Raw genomic sequence first — 18,958 nt, 5'->3', positions numbered from 1 at the left:
CCCTAGCCTAAATAGGCATCTTTATGATGTCTTGGAAGTTCGACACCATTTTGTTTCGCACTTGCATCAGTGCGTTAAAGGACAATTGCGCTTTTTGCGACGCTACCGTTGCGCCTAAAAGGTCATCGCTTTTACCCAATTCTACGGCGGTTATCTTGTCAGACGCGTGAGCTTGGTATTTGTCCACTGTATCCAGCACCCCTTTTAACGCATGACTGAACTGCAATGCACTCTCTGAAGTAGGGTTGACTTGGGTATTGTCATGAATAACCCCCTTTACCGCTGCCGATACCATCGTTTGATTGGAAAATGGATTGGTCGCAATTTGTTGCTGATTGTGCATTTTGCCAATTAGCTCTTGTTGTAATTGCATTGCGCTGATTTTTTCCATTACTCGCTCTCCATCGCTGCGTCACTTACGTACCAATCGAATTTCTACGCGACGATTTTTGTCACGACCTTCTTCAGTGGTGTTGTCATATTTAGGGTAGCGATCACCATGTCCACGTATCTCTATCATCTTTTTCGACACCCCGTTTTCAACGAACCACTGTGCAACATCTGACCCACGCTGCTTTGAAATTTGCAGATTCGCCACGGAATCCCCTGAATTATCGGTATAACCATCTATCAAAATCTTAACGATTTTAGGGTCACGCTTTACCAGAGAACTTATGTCATCAATGGTACGTTTTTGCAGTTCCGTTAAGGTCACAGCGCCGCTTTGAAAATGCAGTTCAACGCGGCGTGCATGTTGAAAGTTCACGGGAGGCAAACCAAAGCGGCAATGGTTAAATTCATCTAGTGCGGGCCTGAAATTCGTGGTCGGGAAATAGATATCAAAATCCATAGCATTAATGTTGAACCAGGCACCACTAGCCATGTCTTCTAGTAGTAGCGTCGCACCATCTGCCGTGACTAAAGCGGGACCTTGCTGTTGGATCTTTTCAATGGTGGTTGTGGTATAGGATTTAGAAATCCCCCAGACAGGCTCTGTGGTATTAAACGAAGTGGAAGAAGGGAGTGAGCGTACGCCACGTTTCTCCACCTTGATTTGTAAAGGGTTGGCAGCCAGTAGAACAAACTGTACCGAAAAACCGGTATGAGGGTCGAAAGATTGCAAGACACACTGGTCAACAGATTGATTAAATTGCCATTGCACACTATCAAACGGAACAATATAACGTTGAGCTAGAGCCTGAGTAGGCATCATCACTTTAGCTATTATCAAGCTAACCATCATCAAACGAATTAAGTACAAGGCCCCAGACATAGACTGTAGTCGAGCCCCGAACCAATTCGGTAGTCTTGTATGACGAGGTTTAACCATATCGCTTCTCATATCAAATCAAACAGAGAAATACCGGCGACGCGCGCGAAGGTTTTTTGCGTGGCTTCTAGAGCAATCATACCTTGGTTAAGTTCCACCGAAGCTTGTGCATAATCCAACTCCTCAAGTTCTGAGCGCACCGTTTCGGCAAAAAACACCATATCAATGCTAGTTTCTTTGAGTCTATCCAAGGCGTTATATTGGCTACCAATATCTGTCAAAGACACCAACAAGTTCTGATGCAAAGCTTGATTAGTATCGAGCGCACTATCTAATGCTGGCGTAAACCCAGCTGTCGGAACTTCCAACTCAGCGATTGCATTGTCCAAATCAGTAAAAATAGCGTTGGTGCCGATAATATCCGTGATGGTTAAGTTGCTTGGTACATATTGGTCATCGCCAACTTTGGTTTCACGATAATCTGAATTACTGTTTAAGGTATAAGGCGGTGTTGTCGATATAGCTTGGTTTGTTATGTCTGTGCCTGAAAACAAATAGCTTCCTTCATTCGCTTGATTTAACGTGGTGAGCATCTCTGTTTTCAGCGATTTCAGCTCTAGCACTATCCCAGCACGACTTTGTGCATCTAAAGTACCATTCTTACCTTGAAGTAGTAGCTCATTGACCTGTTGGGACAGCTCTTCTAACGTATTCACATTGGTTTCATAGCGAGTCAACTGAGACTGCACATTCTCAATATTGCGCTGGTATTGCTGATTATCAGAGACCGTCTTTTTTAGTCCTTCAAGGCGCACCGCCGCAATCGGGTCATCGGAGAGATGGTTAAGCTTCAACCCAGTCGACATCTGCTCAAACACTTTATTGAGACGAATGTTGTTATCCATTAGCGAACGCTGCATAACCGCATTAAATTGTGAGTCCGTTACTCGCATCACTGCTCTCCTAAAACGCTTTTAACAAGGTCTGAAACATTTGATTGGCCGTACTGATCACTTTCATATTGGCCTCATAGGCATTGAGATAAAGCAACATGTTCGCGGCTTCTTCGTCTGAGTTCACCGCGCTGACACTATCTCTGGCGACTTGCGCATCTTCCACGCTAATTTGTGCTGCTGTCGCTTCACTTTCAGCTTGTCGGGTAAAAATACCGATGTCTCCCAACAACCCCGAATATGCGCTATAGGGCGTTTTGCCAACAACCAACCCATTGGTTAACGGCGTCTGAGATAGCATGGAAAGATCTTTGAGAACATCACCGTTGCCGGAAAGCGTTGCACTAGAAGAAAACGCCAGCGCTTGTGCGCTAATCGTAGGGTCAATGGCAAGCGAGTGCGCTTCACTCCCCACCGTGTAAGTAAATAAGCTTTGCCCAACGGTTCCGTTAAGATCAAAGCCCGAACTTAAGGCATTATTGACCCCGTCAGCGAGTCCTTTTGCGAGATCGGCCAATGTCGCTTTAATCGGCTCGTATTGGCTCAGTTTTAAGGCTTCTAGCGCACCAAGTTCTCCACCTAGCGAGTCATCAACCGCAGTCGTCATTGATTGGAAAGTAATGGAAAGATCGGTGCTATAAGGATCACCACTCGAAAAGTCGCGAGTGAGTGAAGCCGAAAAACCGCCAATAACCAGCGGCTGTCCATTAGGCGTGGATAACTCAACACCGCCCGCGGTATATATCACTTGCACATCTAACGATTTTGAGAGCTCGTTAAGCTGTTTGTCCATCTCATCTTGTAGTCCTGCTACTCCTTTACCGAGCAGTGCGTCTTCTTGAAGTTTTTGATTCAGAGCAGCGATACTTTCAAGCTGGCTATTTACATGAGACACGATGGCTCCGTATCGTTCACTTTGCGCCGCCTCTTGCTGACTAAGTTGGGCTGAAACTGAGTTGAATTGCTGTGCTAACGCATCTGCGTTAGTGAGCACTTGTTGTCTAAATGCGATGCTCTCTGGAGTCACACTGGCTTCATCAATCGCGGCAAAAAAGCCATTAAGACCCTGCGTTAAACTCAAACCGTCAGCACCCAACAGATTTTCAATATTAGATAAACCGTCAAAATAACTTTGTGAATATTGCGCCGATTCGGTAGCTTCGCGTAAACGATTAATGGAAGACTGCTCTGCAATCCGAATAATGTCTCCCACTTCAACACCAGCCCCCAAATTGATCCCGTTGACGAAATTTCCAGACGATGTTGCTTCTAAACTGACTACCTGACGACTATAACCCGGTGTATTCACGTTGGCGGTATTTTGCGCCGTCGTATTTAACGCCACACGATTGGCGAGTACACCACTGAGTCCAATATTGACCATTCCCATTATTTACTCTCCTTATCTAGAGGACGGTTGGGAACTTGCGATGACAATTGCTTGAATATCATCTCGGCGAGCCCAAATGAGGATTGACGGCTAATACGCTGCGCCAACTGGGCATCGAGCATTCCTTGAAACATGCCATCCGACTTCATGGACAGCGGATTGTTTTCATCACTCATAGCCTCGCTTGCAGAGCGCATACGAGTGAGCATTTGTTGCAGAAATAACGCCTCAAACTGCTGCGAAGCTGCCAACAATCCCGCTCCAGAATTGTCGTGTTTCATTTGAGCTAAGGCATGATTGTCTAAATAGAAGTTCGCGACATGTTGGCTCGCCTGAGTATGAGCTGGAACCGATAATTGCCCGGAGAACGCTGCCAGCCCTGCTCGCTGCGAACTTTCAACCATCAAGGTTTCAAAACTCACTGTTTGCGCTTGTGCAGGGCTCGGCGAATGTAATGACGACGCCACTACGGATACGTCTGCTTTGGTGGATGCAACGTTCTCTATCCCAGGCTTAATTTCACACCGCTGCTTTACGGTGAAAGGAACTTGGCTAGATAATTGGGTTATTAAAACCAGTGCGTTTGAATCAAGCATTAGATCACCACCAAATCACCGTTGATAGCACCTACTTCATCCAGCGCTTGCAAGATTTGCATCAACGCTTCTGGAGTAGCGCCAATATTATTAATCGCATCGACGATTTCTTGCAGATTGGTACCACGAGGCCACACCATCGTCGTACCGTCATCTTCATCGACGCTGATTTGAGTATTTTGGACAATGGCTGTTTCACCCGCAGTATTGAACGCACCTCCCGGCTGTGACACCGACTCGGATTCTAAAATTGTCACGGTAATCCCACCTTGGCTTACCGCCGCCTCGGAAACCGTCACATTCTGGCTGATCACTACAGTGCCTGTTCGCGAGTTGAACACCACCTTAGGCAAACGACGACCTTCTTCGACTTGCAACTCTTGAATCATCGCAACAAACATCACTCTGTCTTCGCTATCAATAGGTGCAGACACTTCAACTTGGCCTTTATTGAGCGCCTTCGCAACTTGCCCACCAAATGTCTGATTGATAGCTTTGGAAATGTTCAGTGCAGTTTCGTAATTAGGCTGCTTGAGTTGTAAACGAATCGTCGGATCCCGGTCAATACCGGTTGAGATTTCTCGTTCTAAGGTCGCACCATTGGGTATGCGGCCAACAGTCGGGGTATTTCGAGTCACGCTGGTGCCGTTTTCACCCGTAGCGTTAAACCCGCCAACTACCAAGCTACCTTGAGCCACCGCATAAACTTCACCATCAATACCTCGAAGTGGAGTAAGTAACAAAGTCCCACCGCGCAGGCTTTTGGCATCCCCTAACGAAGAAACCGTTACGGTCAGGGTTTGACCCGCTCCTTGATGTGGCTCGACCGCGGCAGTCACACTCACCGCGGCAACGTTTTTCAGTTTAGGGTTGGTGCTATCGTCAAGTTGCACACCAAACTGTTTGATCATATTCACCACAGACTGCTGAGTGAACTTCACTTGCGATTTATCACCGGAGCCATCTAGCCCAACTACCAAGCCATATCCAATCAGTTGGTTTTGTCTGTCGCCGTAGACCTCCGCGACCTCAGCAATCGCTCTTGCGGCCAAAGTTGGTGGTGCCCAGCTAAGTAGCCACAAAGGCAACAACAAATGGATGAGGTAACGCCATTTCAACGTCATCATTAAAACGGCATCCAAGGTGAATTAAAGAATTGAGTCAGCCAGCCAGCGGTATTGGTATCGGCAAAAGTTCCTCTGCCTGCATATGTGATACGCGCGTCTGCAATACGTTGAGAAGAAAGTGTATTATCGGCTTGAATGTCATCCACTCGCACATTCCCCGTCAGACGGATGTATTCATCGCCTTGATTGAGTTTCAGCCACTTCTCCCCTCGAACTCTAAGCACGCCGTTAGGCAGTACATCGTAAACCGTCACCGTAATAGAGCCTGATAAGCTATTACCCTGTGTAGATGCAGCGGCACCATCAAAATCTCGTGTTGCATCAATAGCGGCGCCGCCTTCAGCGTAGGTCGTCGTGCCAAGAGTCGGCGCAGCAATCGTCGCGCTGGAATCTTTACCATATTGAGTCGAAGCGCTCTTATCTGACTCTGTTTTCTCATCAAGCATAACAGTAAGAATATCTCCCACCCGATAAGCTCGACGGTCTTGAAACAAGGTCATGGCTGTCGTTCCAGTATACAAGCTGCCCTTGCTAACTCGTGTAACCTGATAATCTAATTCTGGCGGAGCATACGCTTCATCATTAGGAGATGGCGGGATAAATTCATCCTGCCGACCCGCGCAACCAATCATATTCACGACCAGAAGTGCGACAACTGCGATGTAATAAAGCACACCAATCGCATGAGACTTTGCAAGCCCCGCTTTATTCGCTTTTTGCTTTTCCATCTCAGCTTCCTTCATGCCTACTTCCCTCTGTCGCTATGACTGCTGAGCAATGTATTGCAGCATTTCATCGGCTGCACTGACCATTTTTGCGCTCATTTCATAGGCTCTCTGAGTGGCAATCATGTCGACCATTTCCTCCACCACCTGGACATTGGAACCTTCAAGTGCACCTTGTTTTAATTGCCCTGAGCCCTCGGTTCCTGCCACTAGCTCTACTGCTTCTCCAGAGCCTTCCGTTTCAGCAAACAAGTTGCCGCCTTGCGCAGCGAGTCCCGCTGGGTTCATGAATTTCACTATCGTAATTTGGCCTAAAGCCTCTGGCTTTACTTGTCCCGGAATCGTTGCTGTTGCTACGCCATCAGCAGTAATGCTCACCAACGTGGCTTCTGGCGGAATGACAATTTCAGGGATGAGTGGGTAGCCTTGTGTATTGACCAACTGCCCATCTGAATTGGTTTGAAACTGACCGTTTCGGGTGTAGAGAAGCTCACCATCCGAGTTCTCTATTTGGAAAAAACCGTCACCAAGTATGGCTAAGTCAAATTGCTGGTTGGTGTTTTGAACATTACCTTGAGTAAAAACTTTTTCTGTCCCTACTACGCGAACGCCATTCCCTAACTGAATTCCTGTGGGATGTTCATTGAGTTCGGTGGTTTCTGTCCCCGCCTGCTTATCGACGCTGTAAAAAAGGTCTTCAAATACCACGCGGTCTCGCTTGAAACCGACCGTATTGATATTGGCAAGATTGTTAGAAATGGCGGTCATTTTCGCATCTTGTGCAGCCATCCCTGTTTTGGATATCCATAAAGCACTGTGCATAATTTTCTTCCTTAAGCCTTAAGTAGCTTATTCCCTATCTGAGCAATTTCATCGGCCGATGCCATGACTTCAATTTGCATTTCATATTGTCGAGTGAGTGACATGATGCTAACCAGCTCTTCGAGGCTTGATACGTTACTCGCCTCCAGATACCCAGAACGTACTTGAACCGTAAAGTCTTCAGCTAACACGCCGCCTCCTTTAGGAACAAAGTGGCCGCTGGCATGCATGGTCATTTCATCGTATTCAGGCTTGACTAACTTGAGCGCACCTACCTCGACCGAGGCTTCTCCACCAATTGGAGTCACTGAAATCAGGCCGTTTGCACTGACGGTAATAAACTCAAAATCGGGCAGAATCATAGGGCCTTCGATTGACATAACACGGCGCTCACCAAGATAAAGCTGACCATTGCCATCTAATCGAAAATTTCCGGCACGGGTGTACAGTTCGTTCGGTTCGCCATCCAAGCCTTCTAAGGTAATAAACCCATCGCCATTAATAGAGACATCCAGAGGGCGTTCGGTGCGAATATCTTCACCTTGCGCGAAGTTATTGATCGACGAATTGGTTCTAGAAGTCACGGAAGTCAAAAAACCAGAGCCTTCCAAACGCATTGGTGAGGAGTGTTCCATCAGTGCCTTAAACCCTATGGTGTCGGCATGAGAGAGGTTGTTGGCGCGAACGTGCTGAGCAAGCATGGTTCGCTCAGCACCTTTCGCTGCACTAAACAGTATTGGATTCATAGTCCTACACCACGTTGAATAGCGCTTGTGTTAACTGATCTGAGGTTGAGATAGATTTGGTGTTGGCTTGATAGTTACGCTGTGCGGTCATTAAAGCCACCAACTCAGAAGTCAGATCCACATTCGAGCCTTCCAAAGCCCCTGACGTTAAATCACCGAACACGCCACTGCCTGCAGTACCTAAAACTGGAGTTCCGGAGCTAAAGCTTTGTAGCCATGCGGTATCGCTGGTTTTGATCAGGTTTTGAGGGGCGGCAAAGTCTGCGAGTACCACTTGGCCTTGCAGTTGAGATTGTCCATTGGTGTAAGTGGCAAAAATGCGTCCATCATTTTCCATTCGAACACTGGCATAATCACCGGAGGTGTAGCCGTTGGGACTATTTTTAGACACCACAAAGTCACTACCAAACTGAGTAACCGACGATAAATCTATACTGACTGTCACACCGTTTGCACCATTAGCCGGGTCAAAATTCACGCTGTAGTTCCCCCCTGATGCAATGGTTCCATCTGCGTTAAAGGTAAAATTAGCGCTATCAGTGGTAGTTGGAGAACCCGCAGGAACTAATGCGTCAGCGGCATTAATGGCTTGACCATCCACTAAAACATGGACATTCCAATCATTGGAAGCCCCTTTCACAAAGTACTGACTTACCGTATGTGGATTGCCCAGCGAGTCATAAACTGGGGTAGTGTAAGAATGGTTGTAGGTAGAAGAGTCGCTGTAATCAAATGCCGCAGCAGGGACTTGCTCTCGCGCATCTAAATTAGCCACAAACTCGATACTGTCGGTCTCTCTTGCTTGCAGTGAAGCCGTGCTGATTTGTACTGTGCCAACCGAACCCAAGAGCAGATTATTATTGCCATCCACCGAATAACCTTGCAGCGCTGCACCGCTATTGGCGGTAATAACACCATCGGCATTCATATTGAAAATACCCGAGCGGGTATAAAGAGTTTGCCCTTTGCTGTCTTCTAAAACAAAGAACCCATTGCCACTCAAGGCCATGTCCAGTGAACGCCCAGTGCCCGTTACCGTGCCACTTTTCTCAAAGTTTTGCGACACACCAACTACTTCAACGCCACCAGCTTCACTTCCGCTGTAAACCGACGCAAACTCGGTTCTCGACTCCTTAAAGCCTGTTGTTGAAACATTAGCAATATTATTGGAAATAGTGTTGAGCTCTGAGTTAGAGGCATTTAGCCCACTCAGTGCAATACTAAAGCTCATAATGTCATCCTCTTCATTCAAAAGAGGCTATCTCCGCTAACTCTCTGGTTAGCGGAGAACGACAGCCGTCATCTTACTTACAAAAACTTAAAAAAGGTCAAAGACCAAAAATACTTGCGAAAATACAACTTAATTAGAGAAGGCCGCCACGTCGTAAAACGCCACTAAACCTACTCCTTGCACTTGCAGATGGCTTGTTCCGCCTACAAGCGGCGTTGTCACCTGCTCAACCTTGCCATGCTGATAAATCGCTGGCTGGTAATTTTGTCCACTGTCCAATGTCACTTTCATTTGGTACGCGCCATTCAGACCCATCGCTTTGGCATCAAAAGCAAAATCAACCCGCCCTGCACTATTGGGGCCTAACGTTACCGTTTTCACTTGCCCAAGATGATTCACCAACTCGACAGCCACTGTATTGGACGCGGCTTGCAATTGAATATAACCAGTGTGTGTGCCCTCACCCGATGCGGATAGTTGGTCACTTTTGACGGTGACTGTTTTGTCCATCAAGGCTGCAGTACTCAGGACTTGCAAGTTATCGAGCATCGTTGTGTTGTTTTGCATCAACTGAACTAGGTTCTCTGTGCTCTCTACTTGAGAAAACTGCGCCAACTGCGCAACGTATTCAGTCCCATCTGTCGGGTTCAACGGATCTTGGTTTTCAATCTGCGCCACCATCAAGGTGATGAATTCATTCTTTAACGCCCCAGCACTGTTTGGGTTTTCTTGGGGGGGCAATGTTGACGCAGACTCAATATTATTGACCTGCGCAGCTCCGGATATAGTCGTCATAGGTATATTCCTTAGAAACCACTGGTTCGCAAATGCAGGACACTGCTAACTGCGCCACAGTCCCATTAGTGATTGCTGCATAGACTTGACGTTACCAAGCACTTCGACACTGGCTTCGAAACTGCGAGTCGCCGAGATCATATCAGCCATCTCGTTGACGACATTGATACCTGAGTAGTAAACATAACCTTCGTCATTTGACAGAGGATTGTTTGGTTCATAGCGCCCCTCCATCATCGAGGACACTTCAACAACGTCAGCGATGCGAATTGGTACCACACCTTGATGTTGGGTTTCTTGTGCATTGAAATGGTTGTAAACCGCGGAAAATATCGGTTTGAGTGGTTTATAAACTTTTGAAGGGTCACCAGAAACAGAATCGGCGTTCGCCAAGTTACTGGAGATAGTGTTAAGCCTCACGGTCTGAGCGCTCATTGCTGAGCCCGCCGTCTCATAGATACCTAAGAATGACATGGTGTCCCTACCTAATCAATTCACTTACTGGCCCTTGATGGCCGTTTTGATACCATTAATTTTCGACTGCAAAAATGCCAAGCTTTGGTGATAGTCCATCACATTTTTGGCGAATCTTGCCTGTTCATTTTCGAGTTCAACGGTATTGCCATCTCGCGTTCTTTGCACTGGAATCCGGTATTGTGCTGAGGTATCGATATACCAGTCTTTGCTGTTACCAATACCACTCAATACTGCATCAAACTTTAGATCCATTGCCTTGTAATTTGGGGTGTCCACATTGGCAATATTCGAGCTTAATACCGCTGCTCTGTCCAAACGAAACTGCACTATCTTGGGGTGAACCCCAAGCGCATCGTCTAAGTGAATCATGCCCTAGCCTCATCCATCATCGACCCGATTTAAAAGCAAAATAGGTCGTTATAGTTTTGTGTATTTCTCACTCAACCCAAGTTGAAATGAGAATGCTATAACCTATAGTTAGGAATAATTAGCGTGTCAAATTTGAGAACGCTCACAAATAGTAATTATTGGGACTTGACATGAAAGAATGTTCGTTAACTGAATTCGGTAACCCGAGTATTAAGATGCGTAAATTCCTGCTTAAACACGCCGGGCATTTCTCTAATGAAGTTGTTGATATTTTTAAATTTAACTTCTCTTGTCGACACGTTAAAGCCAGTTTTTCAGAGGCGCACAAACCACCTAAAAACAGCATCAAAACAGTGCTAAACATCGAAGACTTCGGTCATGTTTTTTTCTTTATCGAGCCACAAGCTGCCGATATTCTGCTATACAAGCACCTAAACACACCATCACCTACCCAAAAATCGAAGAGAAGTAGTAGTGACACAACACTCACTCAAACTCACTTAAGACTGTTTCAAAAGCTCACTATGGCGATCACTAACATTCTTACTGCTGATGCAAGCCATTACGCGGTTGAACATACAGATCATCAGCCTTCAGACATTGGTACTACCATCACTTTCAGCTTCGATGAGCAACAAATCGACATCACTTTTATGTTGGATGATAGATATGTTAAGAAGCTACGCGACGTGATGGAAAGTAACGAAACTTTCGATAGAGAGGAAATCCTAAACAATTTGCGATATCAGCCGGTTGAATTGGGGTGTGTAATGCTCCACGGACAGTGCACGCTGCACGAGTTGTCCAAACTGCAACCCGGTGATTTTATGCCCATGACCTTATGTAAAAACTTGACGGTCAAAGTAAATGGGCACCCAACTTTTTTTGGCAAACTTCAATCTATTAACTCTGAGTTAGGAGTAGAAATCGATGGCTAGCGATAAACAAACTCCGCCCATTGACAATTCGATGAGCGACCTCAACTTACACGAAGAATTGCCAGATCTCGACGATTTGGATTTGGATGACCTTGCAGACGATATTGAATTCGAAGCTGAGCAAAGTGATGTCAGCAATGTATCCCTACTGAAAAGCATTCCTGTCGACATCACGGTAGAAGTTGCTCGTAAAACGTTAATCTTAGACGAGCTGCTCAATTTGAAAGCCGGCAGCGTAGTCATGTTAGAGAAACACGAGGGTGACCCGGTAGATATAAAAATCAATGGTACTGCATTTGGTACTGGCGAAATCGTCTCAAAGAATGGTCAATATGGCGTTAGGTTGTTGAGCATTATAAAAAAACCTAGCAAGTAGCTGTTTGGGCGAGCTCAAGGACGACAATGCCAATACGAATTTTACTGATGGTGCTTACTTTTTGGTTCTCTCCTACGCAAGCAGAGGGGCTGACTATATTGAGTGAAACCAACACATCAGAAGGGGCTGAATACAGCGTTAAGCTGCAAATTCTGATATTGATGACGATGCTGAGTTTTGTGCCAGCGTTTGTCATCATGTGCACCAGTTTCACAAGGATCATTATCGTATTAGCGATATTACGCCAAGCCTTAGGATTACAACAAACGCCTCCTAATCAGGTTTTGATTGGTATTGCCCTGATCTTTACTTTGCTGATTATGCGGCCTGTCTGGACCAAGATATACGACACGGCTTATGTTCCTTATTCCACCGACGATATCACTCTAATGGAGGCCTTAGCCTCGGCAGAAAAACCACTGCGCCGTTATATGCTGGACCAAACCCAACGCAAAGCGCTCGAGCAAGTGACGAAAATAGCCGGAGAGAAAACCCTCGCCTCTGATGAAGAAATCCCTTTCTTAATATTACTACCCGCTTATTTGCTGAGTGAGTTAAAGGTGGCGTTTCAGATTGGTTTCATGCTGTTTCTGCCGTTTTTAGTGATCGATCTCGTTGTCGCATCTGTACTGATGTCCATGGGTATGATGATGCTTTCGCCACTCATTGTTTCCTTACCCTTTAAGCTCTTAGTATTTGTCATCGTTGACGGGTGGGGTTTGCTGATGGGTAGCCTTGCCAATAGTTTTTGGATTAGCGGATGAGTCCAGAAGAAGCCGTTACGCTTGTCAGTCAAGCCATATGGGTCATCATCCTGATGGTCTCTGTACTAATTGTACCCAGCCTTATCGTCGGCTTAGTGGTAGCCATCTTCCAAGCGGTTACCCAAGTCAACGAGCAGACGCTGAGTTTTCTTCCAAGACTTCTAGTGACCTTACTGTCCATCATTTTGGCGGGGCATTGGCTACTACAGGAAATCAGTGACCTATTTCTGTTTATCTTTGATGCGATTCCGACCAAAGTTGGGTAATCGTGATGCAGCTTACATTTACTGAAATCACTCAATGGCTTGGTATTTTATGGTGGCCCTTTGTCCGTTTAACGGGCCTATTTCTTATTGCGCCTTTCTTTGGTGACAACGCGATTCCTGTAAGAGTTAAGCTACTGTTTGCTTTTATCTTTTCGTTACTGCTGGCTCCGCTGGTCCACGAAGTGCCACCCTTTAATCCATTTAGTATCGATACCCTATTGTTTTCTCTGTATCAGTTAATTTTTGGTTTCCTCGTTGGCTTCGCCGTTATGATCTTCTTCACTATTTTTTCTATTGCAGGACAAGCTATTTCGATGCAGATGGGACTAGCGATGGCGGTGATGAATGATCCAGCTAATGGCATCAGTATCGCCATTATTGGACGGATTATGTTTATCACCTCAATGCTACTGTTCCTATCCCTTGATGCGCATTTGGTGGTGCTGTTGGTGTTCAAAGAGAGCTTTACCTATTGGCCGCTTGACTCCACTTTCCCCTTCAGCAGTATCGATTATGTACTCAAAATGGTGTCGTGGATGTTTGCGACAGGTTTGCTAGTGGCAGTGCCCGCGATAGTGGTGATGCTGCTTAGTAACATCACTTTTGGTCTGATGAATAAAGCGGCCCCTTCCCTAAACGTGTTCGCACTTGGTTTTCCAATGACCATGTTACTGGGCTTATTTGCGTTAATGGCATCCTTAACGGGTATTGGCGATCACTACTTTGATTTAGTTCTGGAGCTTAACCAACACCTGCATTACATGTTGAGGCTACCTAATGTCTGAGCATCAAGATTCGGGCGATAAAAGTGAACAGCCCAGCCAACATAAACTCTCCAAAGCTCGCAGAGAGGGACAAGTTCCGCGTGCCAAAGAGTTTGTCTCTTCTATCACCCTTATCAGCGTGGTGGCCTATTACGTCCTGAATATCGATATGATTAAGCAAACATTTATTGAGCTGTTCTTAGTCAGTTTTCAATTCGATACTCAAACCATCAGCCATTGGATGACTTCGGTCGAACTGTTAGGCACCGCCCTTTTTTCCATGGTGATGTTGTTTTTTCCGCTATTGATTTACCAAATTATCGCCGCCATATTTGGCTCTACTTTATTGGGAGGGTGGATTTTCAGCCCTTCACTACTAACGCCCAAGCTTGAAAAAATCAGTCCTATAAAAGGGATAAAGCGTATTTTCTCAACACAGTCCGTGGTGGAGCTGTTTAAAAATGTGTTTAAGGTAACGCTGTTTTTCAGTTTGTTGTACTGGGTGATTTCCAGCTATATCTCCGTCATCACTAACCTGGTAAGTGCCCACTTTGATACTGTGGTGTTCACTGTCGCTACGATTACCATAGAGTACCTTGGTTACTTGCTGCTTATTGTTCTGATATTTGGCCTTTTTGACTTCCCCTATCAGCGTCATGAATTTACTAAGCAAATGAAGATGACTAAACAAGAGGTAAAAGATGAGCATAAGGAGCAAGAGGGACGCCCAGAAGTGAAGGCGCGAATCCGACAAATCCAAACTCAAAATGCCAAACGAGGTGCCAATGAAAGAGTGCCAAAAGCCAATGTGGTACTCACTAACCCTACGCAATATGCCGTCGCCTTGATTTATGATTTGACTCAGGCCGAAGCACCTTTTGTTGTTGCGAAAGGCAAAGATGAAGTGGCGGTATACATTCGTGAATTGGCAGCGAAACACAGTGTTGAAGTGGTGGAAAGTGCTGAGCTTACTCGAGCTATTTACAATACGACCCAAGTTGACCAAATGGTGCCTAATCAATTGTTTGTGGCCATCGCTCACATTCTTACCTACGTTAACCAACTGAAAGCATGGCGCCAAGGACAAAGAAGCAAGCCAAATGGCTTGCCTCGTTTCGATATCCCTAAGGTTTGGTCTGATCCTAATGAACCGGCTGAGTAACCGTCTCTAGTCTGACAGCCGACACTTTAAACTCAGGTATTTTGGCGTAAGGATCCGTAGCGGTATTGGTTAGCTTGTTCGCCGCAGACTCGGCAAAGTGGAACGGCACAAATACCACACCTTGTTGCATTCGCTTAGTGACAAAAGCAGGCGCACTAATTTCACCACGACGTGACACCAGTTTCACGGTCTCACCATTAGTAATACCTAATCGCTCTGCTTCTTCCACACTCACCATAATGCGTGGTCCCGCAAGATTGTCTAACCCTTTAGTTTTACGAGTCATGGTACCAGTGTGGAACTGTTCTAGAAGACGCCCCGTCGTCAATATTAACGGGTATTCGTCATCAGGGAGCTCTGCGGCATATTCGAATGGAATAGCTTTCATCGCCCCTTTACCGCGAACGAACTGGTCTTTGTGCATGATGCGCGTACCAAATGGCTTAACCTCATTACACGGCCATTGCAGACCATTACCACCTATCGACTGCCAACGAATACCATGATATTGCGGTGTGACATCGGCGATTTCCTCAGTAATATCCTGAACCGTTTGGTAGGCCCAATCACTGCCCATAGCATTGGCGATTTCTTGAATAATGCGCCAGTCTTCTTTCGCTTCACCCGGAGCTTGAACCGCAGGCACTAAACGCTGAACTCGTCGTTCTGTATTGGTAAAGTGTCCAGCCTTCTCTGCAAACGAGTAAGACGGCAGAACCACATCCGCGAGTTGCGCGGTTTCCGTTAGGAATATGTCCTGAACCACTAAGAAATCGAGCGACTTCAATCCATGAACGGCGTGCGCTTGGTCTGGGTCACTAAGCACAGGGTTCTCGCCCATGACATACAACGCCTTAATGTCACCATCACAGGCACCATCAATGATTTCCGTCAGCGTTTTACCTTTCTCTGTCGGTAAGGTCTCACTATTCCAAGCCTTGGCGAATTTGGCCTGAACCTCTGGATTAGTGACCTTCTGATAGCCTGGATAATCCGTTGGTAGAGCCCCCATATCACATGAGCCTTGAACGTTTGATTGACCACGTAGAGGGTTAATGCCGCCACCTTCAACTCCGACGTTACCACAAAGCATTTGTAGATTGGCTATCGAGCGCACGTTGTCGTGACCTGTCGTGTGCTGCGTGATTCCCATCGAGTAGAACACTGACGTGACTTTTGCCGTGCCAATGAGCTCTGCCAATCGCTCGATATCGAACGCAGCCACACCGGTCACCAACGCAGCATTAGCCGGTGAGTAAGACTCTTTACGAATCTCTTCAAGCAAGTCGCTATAACCTTCGGTGCGCTCTTCAATATAGGCATCATCTTGCCAGCTATTTTTATCAATCACATGCATGATTGAGTTAAGTAACATAACGTCTGTACCTGGACGGTGACGAACATACAATTTGGCATGATCGACCATATCGATACGTTTTGGATCGGCCACAATCAAGGTTGCCCCGTCCGCGACTGCTTGTTTGATATGAGAAGCAATGATTGGGTGAGCAGCACTGGTGTCTGAACCAATAATAAAGATAACGTCCGAGTGTTTGATACTTGGAATATCGTTGGTCATCGCGCCACTACCAAACGCTGCTTCCAAACCTGTTACTGTCGAGGAGTGACACAACCGCGCACAGTGGTCGATATTGTTGGTGCCAATTTCACGACGGAACAGTTTTTGGAATGCGTAGTTATCTTCATTAGTGGTTTTTGCCGATGAGAAACCAGCCAAGCTGTCACTGCCATACATAGACTTAATTTTACTCAGCTTATCAGCGACGTACTGCACGGTTTCATCCCAAGAGGCAGGCACCAATTCGCCTGCTTTTCTAATCAGTGGCGTAGAAAGTCGCTCTTCACTTTGGATGAAATCAAAGCCAAAGCGGCCTTTCACACACAACATGCCTTGGTTTACTGGAGACGTTTTATCCCCTTTGACGTAACGAATTTTGTTGTTCGCCGCATCCACGTATAGCTCAACACGACAACCTACCCCACAATAAGTACAGATAGTTTTCACCGGTGTCAGCATCTCGATTCGACCGTGAGATTTATCTCGCTTATCAGACAGCGCTCCCGTTGGACACACCTGAACGCACGCACCACATTGAACGCAGTTACTATCGCCCATAGTGGCACCGTTAGGAAAAGAAGGACGATGTGACGTTTCTGAAAAGTTTAATATACCGTGAACCGATTCGGTCTGACACGCATGAACACACGAGCCACAACTAATACAACGGTTTGCATCGAAAACAATAAACTCGCTGGTTTTGTCCACTGGGAACATTTTACGCTGGTTAATGTTTATCTCTCGATAATCCACTTTGTACTCAGTGGCGTAATCGCGAAGGTCACATTGAGTGTTTGCTTGGCAGCCACATTCTAAACAGCGCGCAGCCTCGGCAATGGCCTTCTCATCCGACATACCCAGTTCAACTTCTTGATAAGTTGTTTGGCAGGCTTCTACTGACAACTGCTCAGCTTTAGCTCGCGCTTTGGCTTTTTCTTGCAGATATTCTGTTTGGCGAACTTCGCTCAAACGCTCTGCTTTGTGACTATTAAACGCTCTAGGTTCAGGTTTAAAGTGACCTTGAAGAATGTAACGCTCAATAGCATCGGCAGCCTTCTTGCCATCAGCGATAGCTTCAATGGCAGTCGCTGGTCCACGTCTGAAATCACCAATACTGTATACATTGTAACCATGGTGCATCGAATCACCGTCAGAAGACGCAGTACCCCAATCGGTCAAAGGCAAAGGATGTTTGGCGGATTTAAGAAACTCGACGTCCGGTTTTTGCGATAGCGCGGAGATAACAGTATCAAAAGCGACAGTCTCAGTTTTATCGGTAGAGACAGGGCGGCGGCGACCAGAACTATCAGGCTCTCCCAACTCCATTATCTCTAACTCGATATGCTCAACACGCCCCTGTGAATCGGCAAGATTGCATTTGGGATTGGTCAAAAACTTAAACTTAACCCCTTCTAGCTCTGCCGCTTCAATCTCATGCAGTTCGGCTGGCATCTCATTTCGAGTGCGACGATAGATAATGGTCGTCTCCGCACCTTCGCGAATGGCAGTTCGCGCACAATCAATCGCGGTATTACCACCACCGATCACAGCCACCTTCTTGCCAATTGTGAAGGTTTTGTCCGTCATATGGTCTTTTAGGAAATCAACACCAAGTATACAACCCTCTAAGTCAGAGCCCGGATACGGCATATTGACCGCTTTGGTTGCTCCAACAGCAAGGCAGACCGCTTCATAGTTGTCTGTCAGCTCATCAAGAGCAATATCTTTACCAAGAAGTGTATTGGTATGGATTCTCATCCCACCACGGCACATCAGCTCAATTTCTTTATCCAGAATATCTTTCGGCAAACGGTACTCTGGAATGCCATAGCGAAGCCAGCCACCAGCCTCTGGCATAGATTCAAAAATGTCGACAGCAAAACCTTGGTAGCTAAGGTAATAACCACATGCCAATCCACCTGGCCCTGCACCAACAATGGCGACTCGGTGGCCGTTGTAAGGGAGTTTCGGCGGCTCAAATTGCTCGGCTAGCGATAAATCAATATCTGCGGCGTGACGTTTAAGCTGGCGAATTGCGAGCGGTTCGTCAACCAAGGTACGACGACATTCATGTTCACAAAAAGCAGGACACACACGACCAATGGAAATCGGCATAGGTAGCGTGTCTTTGATGATTTTTACGGCTTCGTGATGATCGCCTTGTGCGATATGGTGTAGGTAGGTTTGAATATCGACATGTGCAGGACATGCGACTTTGCAGGGTGCTTCACAGTCGGCATTGTGATCCGCAAATATTTTATTGAGTGCCTGTCTTCTAAGGTTGTTAATTTGAGCGGACTGAGTAACGATGGTCATGCCATCTTGGATTTTTGTCTCACACGCCTTAACAATACCTTTCCCCACCACTTCAACGACACAAAGGTCGCATGACTGCTTGTCGTCGTGCTTACTGATGGAGCAAAGAGAAGGGACATCAACTTGAATATCTTTTGCGACATCTAGGATGCTCTTGTTTTCGCGCAGAAGATACGTTTGACCGTTGATAATTACATTCATATAGAGCTATCTCTTTCAGATCGATGAAAAAACTCCACTGAACTCGCACTCGAAAGCACACGACGTTATCGCCGTGTAAGAAAGGTAACAC

Annotated in this window: 20 protein-coding genes; 6 read left to right on the top strand and 14 right to left on the bottom strand. The window is 46.3% G+C overall.

Annotation, left to right across the window (positions count from 1 at the left end; genetic code table 11):
• Positions 1-7: 7 nt before the first annotated feature.
• The 13 genes from OH456_RS20970 to OH456_RS20910 all read right to left on the bottom strand — a co-directional run bounded on the left by OH456_RS20970 (position 8) and on the right by OH456_RS20910 (position 10,501).
• Positions 8-391: a flagellar hook-basal body complex protein FliE gene (locus OH456_RS20970; protein WP_124940746.1), complete on the bottom strand. Its 384-nt coding sequence runs from the start codon at positions 389-391 to the stop codon at positions 8-10.
• Between the two features lie 21 nt (positions 392-412).
• On the bottom strand, positions 413-1,330 hold the full coding sequence (locus OH456_RS20965; RefSeq protein ID WP_236111574.1) for an OmpA family protein: 918 nt from the start codon (positions 1,328-1,330) through the stop codon (positions 413-415).
• 8 nt (positions 1,331-1,338) lie between these two features.
• Entirely contained in the window at positions 1,339-2,223 is an 885-nt protein-coding gene (gene flgL, locus OH456_RS20960; RefSeq protein ID WP_006074313.1) for a flagellar hook-associated protein FlgL, read from the bottom strand.
• Between the two features lie 10 nt (positions 2,224-2,233).
• On the bottom strand, positions 2,234-3,613 hold the full coding sequence (flgK, locus tag OH456_RS20955; protein ID WP_270034191.1) for a flagellar hook-associated protein FlgK: 1,380 nt from the start codon (positions 3,611-3,613) through the stop codon (positions 2,234-2,236).
• Positions 3,613-4,209: a rod-binding protein gene (locus tag OH456_RS20950; RefSeq protein WP_270034190.1), complete on the bottom strand. Its 597-nt coding sequence runs from the start codon at positions 4,207-4,209 to the stop codon at positions 3,613-3,615. Before OH456_RS20950 ends, flgK begins: the two co-directional genes overlap by 1 nt.
• On the bottom strand, positions 4,209-5,336 hold the full coding sequence (locus OH456_RS20945; protein WP_270034189.1) for a flagellar basal body P-ring protein FlgI: 1,128 nt from the start codon (positions 5,334-5,336) through the stop codon (positions 4,209-4,211). Before OH456_RS20945 ends, OH456_RS20950 begins: the two co-directional genes overlap by 1 nt.
• On the bottom strand, positions 5,336-5,968 hold the full coding sequence (gene flgH / locus OH456_RS20940; RefSeq protein WP_443088643.1) for a flagellar basal body L-ring protein FlgH: 633 nt from the start codon (positions 5,966-5,968) through the stop codon (positions 5,336-5,338). Before flgH ends, OH456_RS20945 begins: the two co-directional genes overlap by 1 nt.
• A gap of 129 nt (positions 5,969-6,097) precedes the next feature.
• Positions 6,098-6,883 (bottom strand): flagellar basal-body rod protein FlgG, encoded by a 786-nt coding sequence (gene flgG, locus OH456_RS20935; protein ID WP_270034187.1) that lies wholly within the window; start codon positions 6,881-6,883, stop codon positions 6,098-6,100.
• 11 nt (positions 6,884-6,894) lie between these two features.
• Complete coding sequence (locus OH456_RS20930) at positions 6,895-7,629, bottom strand: flagellar basal body rod protein FlgF (RefSeq protein WP_006074307.1); 735 nt, start codon at positions 7,627-7,629, stop codon at positions 6,895-6,897.
• A gap of 4 nt (positions 7,630-7,633) precedes the next feature.
• Complete coding sequence (gene flgE / locus OH456_RS20925) at positions 7,634-8,860, bottom strand: flagellar hook protein FlgE (RefSeq protein WP_270034186.1); 1,227 nt, start codon at positions 8,858-8,860, stop codon at positions 7,634-7,636.
• 129 nt (positions 8,861-8,989) lie between these two features.
• A complete protein-coding gene (locus tag OH456_RS20920) occupies positions 8,990-9,655 on the bottom strand; it encodes a flagellar hook capping FlgD N-terminal domain-containing protein (protein WP_270034185.1) in 666 nt (221 codons plus the stop codon).
• 45 nt (positions 9,656-9,700) lie between these two features.
• On the bottom strand, positions 9,701-10,129 hold the full coding sequence (gene flgC, locus OH456_RS20915; RefSeq protein WP_006074304.1) for a flagellar basal body rod protein FlgC: 429 nt from the start codon (positions 10,127-10,129) through the stop codon (positions 9,701-9,703).
• A 24-nt stretch (positions 10,130-10,153) separates the two neighbouring features.
• Positions 10,154-10,501: a flagellar basal body protein gene (locus OH456_RS20910; RefSeq protein WP_006074303.1), complete on the bottom strand. Its 348-nt coding sequence runs from the start codon at positions 10,499-10,501 to the stop codon at positions 10,154-10,156.
• A 170-nt stretch (positions 10,502-10,671) separates the two neighbouring features.
• On the opposite strand from OH456_RS20910, the gene OH456_RS20905 reads away from it, so the two are divergent.
• From OH456_RS20905 to flhB, 6 genes are read left to right on the top strand one after another with little or no spacing between them, the layout of a single operon-like run.
• Entirely contained in the window at positions 10,672-11,439 is a 768-nt protein-coding gene (locus tag OH456_RS20905) for a FliM/FliN family flagellar motor switch protein (protein WP_270034184.1), read from the top strand.
• Positions 11,432-11,815 carry a FliM/FliN family flagellar motor switch protein gene (locus OH456_RS20900; protein ID WP_006074301.1) on the top strand — a complete coding sequence of 128 codons (384 nt, stop codon included), beginning with the start codon at positions 11,432-11,434 and terminating at the stop codon, positions 11,813-11,815. Before OH456_RS20905 ends, OH456_RS20900 begins: the two co-directional genes overlap by 8 nt.
• A 26-nt stretch (positions 11,816-11,841) precedes the next feature.
• Positions 11,842-12,579, top strand: a complete 738-nt coding sequence (fliP, locus tag OH456_RS20895; protein WP_270034183.1) for a flagellar type III secretion system pore protein FliP — start codon at positions 11,842-11,844, stop codon at positions 12,577-12,579.
• Positions 12,576-12,845, top strand: coding sequence for a flagellar biosynthesis protein FliQ (gene fliQ / locus OH456_RS20890; protein ID WP_006074299.1), 270 nt, complete (start codon positions 12,576-12,578; stop codon positions 12,843-12,845). Before fliP ends, fliQ begins: the two co-directional genes overlap by 4 nt.
• A 5-nt stretch (positions 12,846-12,850) precedes the next feature.
• Positions 12,851-13,630 carry a flagellar biosynthetic protein FliR gene (fliR, locus tag OH456_RS20885; protein WP_006074298.1) on the top strand — a complete coding sequence of 260 codons (780 nt, stop codon included), beginning with the start codon at positions 12,851-12,853 and terminating at the stop codon, positions 13,628-13,630.
• On the top strand, positions 13,623-14,771 hold the full coding sequence (gene flhB / locus OH456_RS20880; protein ID WP_062462695.1) for a flagellar biosynthesis protein FlhB: 1,149 nt from the start codon (positions 13,623-13,625) through the stop codon (positions 14,769-14,771). Before fliR ends, flhB begins: the two co-directional genes overlap by 8 nt.
• Here flhB and fdhF read toward each other — a convergent pair.
• A complete protein-coding gene (gene fdhF, locus OH456_RS20875; RefSeq protein WP_270034181.1) occupies positions 14,752-18,867 on the bottom strand; it encodes a formate dehydrogenase subunit alpha in 4,116 nt (1,371 codons plus the stop codon). The two genes, flhB and fdhF, sit on opposite strands and share 20 nt — an antisense overlap.
• Between the last annotated feature and the right edge of the window lie 91 nt (positions 18,868-18,958).

Origin of the sequence: Vibrio sp. La 4.2.2, assembly GCF_027586995.1 — a bacterium.
Classification (GTDB): domain Bacteria; phylum Pseudomonadota; class Gammaproteobacteria; order Enterobacterales; family Vibrionaceae; genus Vibrio; species Vibrio mediterranei.
This window is presented reverse-complemented; position numbering and strand designations above follow the sequence as displayed.